Source organism: Pseudoalteromonas sp. TB51 (genome assembly GCF_000498055.1).
Lineage (GTDB): Bacteria > Pseudomonadota > Gammaproteobacteria > Enterobacterales > Alteromonadaceae > Pseudoalteromonas > Pseudoalteromonas atlantica.
The window spans coordinates 25,982-36,911 of record NZ_AUTO01000253.1 but is presented as its reverse complement, the minus strand read 5'-3'; the positions used below and the strand labels follow the sequence as shown (position 1 = coordinate 36,911).

The 10,930-nt window shown below is 38.1% G+C and carries 13 protein-coding genes and 1 riboswitch; of the genes, 3 read left to right on the top strand and 10 right to left on the bottom strand.

Annotated elements, in window-relative coordinates:
• Nucleotides 1–218: 218 nt before the first annotated feature.
• The 3 genes from L650_RS0114895 to L650_RS0114885 form a co-directional block, all read right to left on the bottom strand.
• A complete protein-coding gene (locus L650_RS0114895; protein ID WP_029773599.1) occupies nt 219–2,048 on the bottom strand; it encodes a TonB-dependent receptor domain-containing protein in 1,830 nt (609 codons plus the stop codon).
• 36 nt (nt 2,049–2,084) lie between these two features.
• Nucleotides 2,085–2,248, bottom strand: a riboswitch (cobalamin riboswitch).
• An 86-nt stretch (nt 2,249–2,334) separates the two neighbouring features.
• Nucleotides 2,335–3,117 (bottom strand): hypothetical protein, encoded by a 783-nt coding sequence (locus L650_RS0114890; protein WP_029773598.1) that lies wholly within the window; start codon nt 3,115–3,117, stop codon nt 2,335–2,337.
• A 267-nt stretch (nt 3,118–3,384) separates the two neighbouring features.
• On the bottom strand, nt 3,385–3,867 hold the full coding sequence (locus L650_RS0114885; RefSeq protein WP_004588518.1) for a YajQ family cyclic di-GMP-binding protein: 483 nt from the start codon (nt 3,865–3,867) through the stop codon (nt 3,385–3,387).
• 150 nt (nt 3,868–4,017) lie between these two features.
• Here L650_RS0114885 and L650_RS0114880 point away from each other — a divergent pair, with 150 nt between their 5' ends.
• Together L650_RS0114880 and L650_RS0114875 are read left to right on the top strand one after the other, a co-directional pair.
• The gene (locus tag L650_RS0114880) at nt 4,018–4,371 is read left to right on the top strand and encodes a VanZ family protein (RefSeq protein WP_004588519.1); all 354 of its coding nucleotides are present in this window, start codon (nt 4,018–4,020) and stop codon (nt 4,369–4,371) included.
• Nucleotides 4,364–5,266 (top strand): ketopantoate reductase family protein, encoded by a 903-nt coding sequence (locus tag L650_RS0114875; RefSeq protein WP_029773597.1) that lies wholly within the window; start codon nt 4,364–4,366, stop codon nt 5,264–5,266. The genes L650_RS0114880 and L650_RS0114875 overlap by 8 nt, the downstream gene beginning before the upstream one ends.
• 26 nt (nt 5,267–5,292) lie before the next feature.
• On the opposite strand, the gene thiI is transcribed toward L650_RS0114875, so the two are convergent.
• Complete coding sequence (thiI, locus tag L650_RS0114870; protein WP_029773596.1) at nt 5,293–6,750, bottom strand: tRNA uracil 4-sulfurtransferase ThiI; 1,458 nt, start codon at nt 6,748–6,750, stop codon at nt 5,293–5,295.
• A gap of 97 nt (nt 6,751–6,847) precedes the next feature.
• Nucleotides 6,848–7,501, bottom strand: a complete 654-nt coding sequence (locus tag L650_RS0114865; RefSeq protein WP_004588522.1) for a TetR/AcrR family transcriptional regulator — start codon at nt 7,499–7,501, stop codon at nt 6,848–6,850.
• A gap of 325 nt (nt 7,502–7,826) precedes the next feature.
• Between L650_RS0114865 and coaD the strand changes: the two genes are divergently transcribed.
• Nucleotides 7,827–8,321 (top strand): pantetheine-phosphate adenylyltransferase, encoded by a 495-nt coding sequence (coaD, locus tag L650_RS0114855; protein WP_029773595.1) that lies wholly within the window; start codon nt 7,827–7,829, stop codon nt 8,319–8,321.
• A 42-nt stretch (nt 8,322–8,363) separates the two neighbouring features.
• Here coaD and L650_RS0114850 read toward each other — a convergent pair whose 3' ends face one another.
• The 5 genes from L650_RS0114850 to L650_RS0114830 are packed head-to-tail and all read right to left on the bottom strand — an operon-like array spanning nt 8,364 to nt 10,880.
• Complete coding sequence (locus L650_RS0114850; protein WP_223230586.1) at nt 8,364–8,888, bottom strand: hypothetical protein; 525 nt, start codon at nt 8,886–8,888, stop codon at nt 8,364–8,366.
• 17 nt (nt 8,889–8,905) lie between these two features.
• A complete protein-coding gene (locus L650_RS0114845; RefSeq protein ID WP_029773593.1) occupies nt 8,906–9,418 on the bottom strand; it encodes a hypothetical protein in 513 nt (170 codons plus the stop codon).
• The gene (locus L650_RS0114840; protein WP_029773592.1) at nt 9,411–9,932 is read right to left on the bottom strand and encodes a hypothetical protein; all 522 of its coding nucleotides are present in this window, start codon (nt 9,930–9,932) and stop codon (nt 9,411–9,413) included. Before L650_RS0114840 ends, L650_RS0114845 begins: the two co-directional genes overlap by 8 nt.
• Nucleotides 9,925–10,437 (bottom strand): hypothetical protein, encoded by a 513-nt coding sequence (locus L650_RS0114835; RefSeq protein WP_171044740.1) that lies wholly within the window; start codon nt 10,435–10,437, stop codon nt 9,925–9,927. The genes L650_RS0114840 and L650_RS0114835 overlap by 8 nt, the downstream gene beginning before the upstream one ends.
• On the bottom strand, nt 10,437–10,880 hold the full coding sequence (locus L650_RS0114830; protein WP_085065500.1) for a hypothetical protein: 444 nt from the start codon (nt 10,878–10,880) through the stop codon (nt 10,437–10,439). Before L650_RS0114830 ends, L650_RS0114835 begins: the two co-directional genes overlap by 1 nt.
• Nucleotides 10,881–10,930 lie beyond the last annotated feature (50 nt).

Sequence of the window (10,930 nt, the reverse complement as noted above, 5' to 3'; positions counted from 1 at the left end):
ATACCAATCCGCATAATTAAGTGATCTATTTTGAGGATGGATAAACGTGTTGATAGCAAGGCAAAAAATTCGCTATTTAGTTGTTCTAAATGAGAATTTTTTAACGCAGATAGCGACACATTTAGCCCCTGAAAATGATTAAGTATTAATGCGAATTGGTATAAATACACATTAAGAAGCCCGATATAAATCGGGCTTTTGTATATTAAAAAACGCAATTAAAACTGATAACTTGCGCCGGCAAAAAAGCGGCGTTCTGGGGTGTTGTAGTAATACACTTCACCGCTTGTAAAGTCAGCTCTTGAGTCAACCACATTGTAATCTCTGTCAAATAGGTTCTCTACACGCAGCGACAGCTCAATATTATCGTTTACATGATAGTTACCTGCTAGGTTCCAAAGTGTATACGAACCTAGGCGCGTTACAGCCCCCTCGCGATCACTGCGGTATTGCATATCAATGCGAGCATCAAAATCACCAAATTGCTTTGCGAGCTCCCAATTAACAGTGCGCTTGGCAACATTGCGTAGCTCATCGCCGGTTTCTTTGTTTTCGGCACTTAAATATGCAAAATTAAAGTGGCTATCAAACCCTAAAATTTGCTGTGTAAGGCTAAACTCAACCCCTTCATAGCGAGCTTCGTTTATATTAGCTAACGCAAAGTTTTCATCGTAATCAATTTTATCTTCGATGTCGTTTCTAAAAATTGCAAAATCGACTTGTGCACTGTCAAAATTAACATTTACACCAAGCTCGCGGTTTATTGATTTTTCAGGTTGGAGATCTGGATTACCAAAATTTGGGTAGTATAAATCGTTAAATGTTGGCGCTTTAAAACCTGTGCTTTGACTAATTCTAAATGTTGAATTTTCAGATAAATGGTAACCGGCCGCCGCAGTATAGGTTGTTTCATCACCAAACTGTTCATCGTCGTCTTGGCGAAGAGTTAAATTGGCAAGCACAGTGTCGGTGTCGTAATAAGCCCCAACAAACACTGCTAATACATCGCGGCTATCCTCATCAAATGCTTGCGAGCTTTGCGATACATCATCGTTATACCAATTAACGCCGCCGCTAATATTAAGCGCATTTGTTAAGCGGTATTGGCCGCTGTAATCTACTTGCGAGCGCTTAGTAATAAATGTACTGGTTAATGGCCCGCCGGTAAAAGAGTCCACATATGTGCTGTCAGAATCATCGGTTGCAAAAGCAACATCTATAGCATGAGATTGGTTAGTGTAGTTTTTGCTCCACTGCGCCGACAGTTGATAGTTTTTAAAGTCCCCTCTTTCAACCGTGCTCGTAGCCGGGCTAAAGCTGCTATCGTAGTCCGCGTAGCCTTCGCTGTACTGGCCTAGTAGCTTAAAGTTACCGTAATGTGCATCTGCATAGTTTACTTTAAAGCCTACGTTTTTATTTTCATAGCTGTCGTCATCGGGCGCTATACCTTGTAATGCATCAAAACCATCGGTTTTTTCAAAGCCTGCATTAAATGCGCTAACCACTTCATCTGATTTTACTGAACCTGCAAGCTGATAGTTTTGATAAGCGTTAGAGCCAAATGTGGCATCAAGTGATACATTGCTCGCTTCACGCGTAATTATATTAATAACCCCAGCTAATGCATCTGAGCCATACACAGCTGCACGCGAGCCTTTTATGATCTCGATTCGCTCAATACTATTTAGCGGCACGTTACTTAATGCTTTTTGTCCTAGCGTGGCTGAGCCCGTGCGTACACCATCAATTAAAATTAACGTATCGCCAGAACCTGTACCACGTAAAGATACGCCCGACGTTTGGCCAAAACCACCATTAGGATTAATTTGAAAACCCACCTGTGTGCTTAGTAAGGTCGGTAAATCGCGTACATTGCTTGCATCTATTTCGGCGCGTTCAATTACATTAACGCTCGCTAATACATTATTTATTGATTGTTCAAATTTATTAGCGGTAACAGTGATTTTTTCAATTGGGCTTTGTGCAGCAGATACAGAAAAAGACAGCGCAGCCGAGATAGCAACGCCAAGAGTTGTTTTATTTAGCATGATGTTCCCTATCTTTGCCCACCGCAAAGATTTAAGTAAGTAAGATTACTTCAAGGCCGGTCTCCGGACTCAGTAAACACATAAATGCGTTAATACTTTACCGTTGCGGGGGCAGTGTTGGGATTGCTTTTGTCATAAAGGCGCACCAACTTCCCGATTATCTCGCTGTTAGTTTTAATACTTTAAACCCTGTATTTAGCAACCAGCAAGCACCTTGAAAATAGGCGGTTATTGTGAGCAGTTTGTTTACAAATGTCAACGGACGTCTATATAGCTAAAGGTTATATTATTTATTTTCAGTAAAGCTGGATGTTACGCCGTATGAACTTAAAAGCGCTGTGATTTTAGGTTTTATTTCAGACGAATTTAAAAGCTTATCCATTTGTTTTACCGTAATTTTACTGCGCGCAGGATTAACTAAAAAATGAGTATCGTATATAGCATCTGGGGTATTACTCTTATAAAGCAGGTTCATATTAAAAATGTTGTTCTTTTTAAAGTATTGATAAGCTATGTTATTTAACACCCCTACATCGGCACGCTTTAATAGCAGCATTTTAACAACGTTAAACTCATCGATTGTTAAACTAACTTGGTGTTCTTCACTTAAATACTGTGCATCGGTTTTAAAATCAGCAAAACGATAGGAATACCCCAATACTCCCGCTTTTGTTAAAGCATGTAAGTCATCGAAATAGCTTTGCTTTTGGGCGTTTTGTGCCAGCGTATACAACTCATTTTTAGCAATAACATAAAAGCTCGTTTCCTGTAAGGCACTTCTTGCTACCTCAGGCACCCATTGCATAGCCATTAAAAACAACATGTCGAACTCCCCCCATTCGACCCACTTTTTGAGCCTTTTTACAGGCAAAGAGTTAAGAGTAAATTTATATTCGCTTTGAGAGTCATTGAGTATTTTTACAAACTCAGGCGCTAACCCTTGCTCTTTTTCGGCATTAATAATAATTGGAAAGTAACCGTCCTCTACCAACACATCTACATTTATTGGCTTGGCAAAGCTAAACTTACTGCTCGCAATAATAAGTATAAAAACAAAAAACTTAAGCATTTAAAGCCTTTAACAGTCGCTATTAAGTAATATTGATATTAAGAATAGCCTAATATACGCAACTGCGTGATAAGCAGGTTTAATAATGCATTTAAATAACGTTAAAAGAGTATGGAATAACAGTGGACTAATTTTACACAGGTAAAAGGGGTTTAGGCTTGCGAGTAAGTAAAGGCTGTAATTAGGGCGGGGTAAAATGTGTGGCTAATATATTCAATAACCACACATTTAAATTTTCACTTTAAAATACTAAAGACACTTAGCTAATTAATCGCGAAAGTTTTTAAACTGGAAAGGCTGACCTAAATCTGCAGTGCGAACGACTTGCATAGCGGCTTGTAAATCGTCACGTTTTTTACCCGTTACACGTACTTCTTCACCTTGAATAGCAGCTTGTACTTTTACTTTTGAGTCTTTAATGGCTTTAACTACTTTTTTAGCCATGTCTTTCTCAATGCCTTGTTTAAGTGCAACATTACGAAACACGTTTTTACCAGCACGAGTGATGTCTTGCAGCTCCAAGCTTGCTACGTCCATACCACGCTTAGAAATTTTACCTGCTAAAATATCAAACAATTGCATAACTTGTGAGTCAGCTTCAGCTTTTAGTTTAATTGTTTTGTCGTTTAGCTCAATTGATGCGTCAACACCTCTAAAGTCAAAGCGCGTTTCTAGCTCACGGTTTGCGTTATCTACTGCATTTTTAGCTTCGTTCATTTCTACTTCTGATACGATATCAAATGAAGGCATTGGGTTCTCCTAACTATTAAATCTAAATTTATGCGCCGATTATAACGCTAAAATTATAAATCTTTACATTTTTCTGCCAGTTGTTCAGGTGCGATACTAATTTAGTTTGATATACTGCAGCCTCTTTTTTAAGCGGTTTTAGGATTTATCGTGACAAGGCGTGTTTACCAAGCAGTTTTTTTGATTAGTATTGTGGTGTTTACCCTCTTATTTGCCAAAGAAATAAAAGGCGGCGTTACGAACTTATTTCCACATGTTGATAAAGTTGCCCACTTTGGGATATTTTTTATACTTGCCATCATTATGGATAAAGCCTTTAAGTTACCGCTGTACACGCAAGTACTCTTGCTTGCGGGCTACGGTGCAGCAATAGAAATAATGCAAGATGCGCTTCCCTACAGGCAGGCCTCGTTAGGTGATTTTGTTGCTGATTTTGCCGGTGCGGCCACGTACTTTTTACTAAGAACCATTTTTACTCCTCGAAAAAAGAACCCTTATGGCTAATATTCTTATTATTGGCGACGGCGCTATTGGTTTATTGCTAAGCCATTTTTTATCTAAAGCTCACACTGTTCATGTGTTAACACGCAAAGCCACTGCAAATACACGCTTTTATTGCAAAGCAAAACAGCCTTCGCAAAAAATTAATGCGCGGTTTATTACGCTTAAGCAAATTAATGAACAGCCCGCGTTTGATATTGTTATTTTTGCTGTAAAGGCTTTTCAGGTTCAATCGGCCTTTACGCAAGTTAAACCCTTTTTATCGCCAAGTAGTGTACTTGTTGTATCGCACAACGGAATGGGTAATGTTGAAACGCTCAATGAGCAACTCGATAAGCGACAAGCGTTGTACTTTTTAACCACCAGCATGGCTGGCTTTAAAACAAACGACTTTATAGTACAGCACACCGGTGAAGGTAAAAGCGTATTAGGTGCCTGCAACCCTTGCGCGCACAGTTATCGCCAAGCAATGTGTGAACAATTGCAAAACGTGCCGCAGCTAAGCTACAGTACTAATATTGAGCAGCTACGTTTTGAAAAACTATTAGTAAATATTGCCATTAACCCATTAAGCGCACTGTATGATATTAAAAATGGTCAGTTACGTGCCCCTTATTTTAATAGCATTATCTTTAATTTATTAACTGAGGCATGCCAAGTAGCTCAGGCTTTAAAGCTTGATATTAAACTTGCCGATGCGCTTAACAATGCTTACAACGTTATGATGCTAACCGCTGAAAACTACTCTTCAATGCATCAAGACGTAGCGCATAACCGTCAAACCGAAATAGACGCCATTTGTGGCTATATTAGCCAACAAGGTAAGCGATTAAATATCAGCACCCCGCTAAACGATGCCCTACTTGCTAAAATTAAGGCAAAAAAAAGCGTGGTATAAACCACGCTCTAAATTACGGTTAACCTTTACGGGCGGTAAACTTTTACACCCGTAAAGCCTGCTTCATGAAGAATAAGCGCCTGTAACTGGCTCATAACCCCTCTTTCACAATACAGGTAGTAATCCTTATCTTTTGGCAGATCACCAAATTTAGTCGCTAAGCGGAAAAACGGTAAATGCACTACATCTATACCGTCAATCTCAAGCGGCGCTGCATCCTCTTCCTCTGGTGAGCGAATATCAACAACCACTGCACCCGCTGGTAAATCAACTACCGACTCAGCTTCTTTAAGTTCTTGCTTAGCTTCTACGTCTATATCACGCACATCCATAATGCGAGCGTTTTCAACAACAGTATTAAGCACATCAAAGTCGAACTTTTCTTCTTCGGCTTTAATAACGTCAAGTTTAGCTTTAACCGTTGGCTTTTTAGATATTACGCCACAGTACTCAGGCATGGTTTCGGCCATTTCTGCGGTGCCAATTTTACGGGCAATATTAATAATTTCTTGTTTGTCGTGCTGAATAAGTGGGCGCAAAATCAGGGTTTCTGTTACGCGGTCAATCACACTTAAATTAGCTAAGGTTTGACTAGAAACCTGACCTATACTCTCACCAGTTACCAAGGCTTGAATATTTAATTTTTCGGCTACTTGGCTGCCAGCACGCATCATCATGCGTTTTAGCACAACACCCATTTGGCTGTTTTCAACGTTCTCTAAAATTTCGGCAACAACCGGTTCAAAATCAACCGTGATAAATTTAACTTTATGAGTAGAGCTAAATTTTTTCCATAAGTAGTAGCTGGCTTGTTTAACACCAATTTCGTGTGCTGCGCCACCTAAATTAAAGAATAAAAAGTGCGTGCGAGCGCCCTTACGGATCATCTGATAACTTGCTACACCAGAGTCAAAGCCGCCTGACATTAACGAAAGCACGTCTTCTTGTGTTGGCAGTGGAAAGCCTGCCATACCTTGGTGAGTTTGCGTAACTATGTAGGCTTTATCGTCTTTTACTTCTAAGCGAATAGTTACTTCTGGGCGGCTTAACTTAACGCGAGCGCCTTCAACGTGCTGGTTTAAACCACCACCCACGTAACGCTCTAAATCCGTAGAAGTAAAGTCGTGTTGACCAATACGCTTTGCGCGTACACAAAACGTTTTACCAACAATGGTGTGCCCTACTAGGTCTATGGTTTTTTTATAGATATCGTCAAGCGTTGTGAAGTCAGTTTCGGTCACTTCAATAAATTGCACAATACCAGGAATGCGCTGCAAGCTATCGATAAAGTCTAGGCGTGTTTGTGCATCATCAAGCTTAGTTACAACAGAAATATTATCCCAGTTGTTTCTTACTTGTACTTTTTCGTCAACACGGCGCAATACAATTTTAATGTTATTTTCTAACACTTTAGTAAAGCGTTTACGTACCGAACGGCTTTTAATGGCAATTTCAGGATGTAGTTTGACGATAAATTTAAGCATAGTTCACTCTTAGACTGCGGGAATTCGCGCTCCCAGGCATTGGGCGCGCGATTATAGCAAAAATTTTTGCGTCTAGGAACTAACCAACTAACAGCAGTTAGGCAAGCGCTGGCGCTTGCTCTGCTAGTTGGGTGTATTTTTCACGTAACTGATTCATTTTAAGAATGCTTTTTTCGGTGCTGTAAGCCCTAAATAATGCTAATACTTTTAAAATGCCATGATAAATATCTTGCTCAGCTAAATTACCACTGAGCCTACGCGCTTTAATATACGGAGTCCAAAAACTAACGGTTAGCTTAAGAGTATGGGCAAGTTCAAGCGCATCTTGCTCTTCTATGGCAATCATTTCGTTATCGCGCAGGCCTAAAATAACTTGGCGAACCTGCTCTAATAAAGTTGACTGAAAACCAATGTAGGCTTGTTTTAAGCTTTCATCCCTTGAGAGGATATCGCCTAAGTTGTCGTAAAAAAAATGATAGCGCCACATTAGCTCAAATAATGAATCTAAATAAGCAGTTAAATGATCAAACGCATCATCGTTTGCTTCAATAGGTTTAAAATGAGTATGTAAATGCTCGCTGTAAAGCGCAAAAATATGTCGGATAATGTCTTCTTTATTTTTAAAATGATAGTAAAGATTACCCGGGCTCATCCCTAAATGTGATGCAATATGATTGGTTGATATTGCACGCTCACCATGTTCATTAAATAACGAAATACTGGTGTGTATTATTTTATCCTTAGTATTCATATGCGACGACTCAAATTAACTTATAAACTACATTACACTAAATATCAGCCTTGCAGTATAAACAAATCGGGCTGGTTTAAATACCATCATAATTTACTATTTTAAAAACGAAGTCTGATTATGCTCCACGCAGACATTTGCAATAATGTAGTGCTGTTAGCTAACGCAAAGCCTAAGCAACGTAATTACACTTTAAAAAATAGTAACGCATTTAAAGCACTTTTACTGATTAAATATCAAACATAAAAGCTCAACCTGATCTCCTAGGCTGATTTGTAGAACAAACACTGATAGACTACTTAAAAAATAATAGTTAGTGAAATCTATGAACGTTACGGCAATCTATCCTGGTACCTTCGACCCGTTAACCAACGGCCACACCGACCTAATTCAGCGCGCAGCTAAAATGTTTAGCACGGTTATTGTTGCTATTGCTCATAACCCTTCTAAAAAGCCGTGCTTTAGCCTCGATGAGCGAGTTGATTTAGCCAACACTATTTTAGGGCATTTGAGTAATGTAAAAGTGATTGGCTTTTCAGGCTTACTAGCCGATTTGGCTTTTGATCATAAAGCTGATGTGCTTATTCGCGGTATTAGAGCGGTATCTGATTTTGATTACGAATTTCAGCTCGCAAATATGAACCGCCGCCTAAATCCAGATTTAGAAAGCGTGTTTTTAACACCTTCTGAGCGCAACTCGTTTATATCATCAACCTTGGTAAAAGAAGTTGCCCGCCANCATAATGGCGATGTGAGCGAATTTGTAAGCCCACTTGTAGTGGATGCTTTAAAACAAAGGTTAGGCTGCGACGCAAGCTAAATAAACACAATTAGCGCACTTTAGGTGCGCTAATATACCTAACTACTTTTTAGCCATAGCTTCTAATTCATTGCGGTTAAATAAAACGCGTTTAAGCTTTGCCAAGCCTAAAATATCTTTGTTTATAATTAATACTATTGCCATTATTAAGTCACTCGAAAACTGGCCAACCCCATAGACCCCCCATAACCACCAATAGTCATAACTAACCAACACCACATAATCGTAATGCATAGCCATGTGTAATGTTGCATTAAACGTTAAACCACAAAGAAGATAATAATAGGCTGTGGCGTTAGCATGTTTATAATTATAGGAGAGGCAAGCAAGCGTGAAAATGGTAAGTAAATCTGCAATTACTAAATCTAAATATATTGAGCCTGTAAGGATAAATGATGCTTTGAACATAAATAGGCTGAGCGTATAAGAGAGCATCATCACCAAAGAAATGTACATAATATGCTTATTGCGGCAGTTTATTGTACAAGCAAAATTATAAAGAAATGGAACTACAAAAGCCCATGTAATAAAAATACTTAGGTAGTCATTTACTGTGCTCAATGCCATAAATACATGTTGGAGAATTAATAAGCACCCATTTTTTTAACGAGATATTTTTTGACTTTTATTAACCCTAAAATATCTTTATTTATAAATAAAACCAATGCCATTACTAAGTCACTTGTAAGCTGCCCAATACCATAAAGCCCCCAAAACCACCAATACTCTATATTACCAAGAACGATACTATCGTAATGCATACCGTAAAATACAAACGCATTAAAACTAAGCCCCACGATTAAATAATAAAAAGCGATCGGTTTAGCTTTCGATAAAAAAATCATCCATATCATCAAAGCGATTATGGTAACTGCATCAAATAAGAACAGGTTTAAGTGAGGTGTGGCTGTTTGCGGGTCCATAACCATACTTGATGTATATGAAGCCATCATAATAAATGATATTTGGGCTAAACTTTTATCTGACTTATTTATGCTTGTAGATAAGCAATATAAAAATGCAAAAACAAACAGCCATGTAATTAAAATGGTTATGTAATCATAAAGATCAGCCATCGCCCATAACAGGTTATGCATATCGGAAACGCTTCAACTTTGTAGTTAAATAATTACTTAGCTTTACTAAACCTAAGATATCTTTATTAACAACTAAAACCAACGGCATTAATAAATCAGTAAAATACATGCCAAACACATAAACATTCCAAAACCACCAATAATACAATGTGCCACGCACTTCGATATCGTAATGCATACCTAAAAATAAGCAGGCATTAAAGCTTAGCCCTACAATTAAATAATAAAAGGGCGTAGGTATAGTTTGTTTGGTGAAATTACGCCACAGAAGTAAAACCAGGATAGTTACAGCATCATGATAAAAATAGTTTAAGTGCGGCGTTGCAATAAGTGGGTCCATAAACAAACTAGCTGTGTAGGATACCATCATAAGAAATGAAAGCTGTGCTCTGCTCTTATCTGACTTATTAATACTTGCCGATAAGTTATACAAAAAGGCAAGAATAAAAAACCACGTAAACAAAACGCCTACGTTGTACCCTAAATCGACCAGCCCCCAAAGAATATCAGCCACTTTGCTTCAATCTCATAACACCGCTCACCCACTTATCAGTAGCATGCACTAACCTTAAAAAATCCTTTTTAATGAACAAAATACTAACCATGATGATATCCATAATATTAATCACAACCGTATAAAAAGACCAAAACCACCACGGTTCGTAATTACCACGTACAAACACATCTATGTGCATAGCTAAAAATAATAACGAATTGATGCTCAAGCCAAATAATAAGTAAGTAGATATGCGCTTTTCAGGTAGGAAATACCGCAGAAATAAAATAAAAAATAAAGTGCCTACATCATAGCAAAACAGTTCTATGTAACTAATGTTGTAAATATCTATAACTGTACTTAAGCAGTAAGAAACTACCATAACTAAAGATAGCCATACTGCCTGTTTTGATGGATTGTTAATGCTAGTTGTTAGTGAATATAAAAAGGCCATTAAAAACCCCCACTGCACTAACGCACCGATATAAACTGACACTTCAGGAGGGATTAGAACATTATTCACTATTGCGGTTTCTTAGCAAAGAGCGAGTAAATAAGGTTTTTGAAATAAATAATTTTTAAAAAGTCTTTATTAATAAACAGCACTAAAATCATACTCAGATCAGAAATCGCCACCACTGATGAATACAACCCCCAAAACCACCAATAGGTGTAATTATGTAAAATATAAGAGTCTAAATACATACCTAGAGCAAAGCACATGTTGATACTCAGCCCAAGCATAAGATACATAAATGCAACCGTTTTCTCTTTAATATAAAAGTATTGAGCAATAATTAAAACCACAATGGTGATAGCATCTAAAATAGCGAGATCAAGGTAAGTAATGGTTTGGTAATTGAACAAAACACCTGGAAAATACGAAATAGCCATAATCGATGAAAGTATAACTAACGCTTTAAAGCGTGAATTGATAGATGAGACTAAAGAATATAAAAATGCCATGAGGAACCCCCATTGCAATACCACACCGATTATATGGGCAATTCTCACAT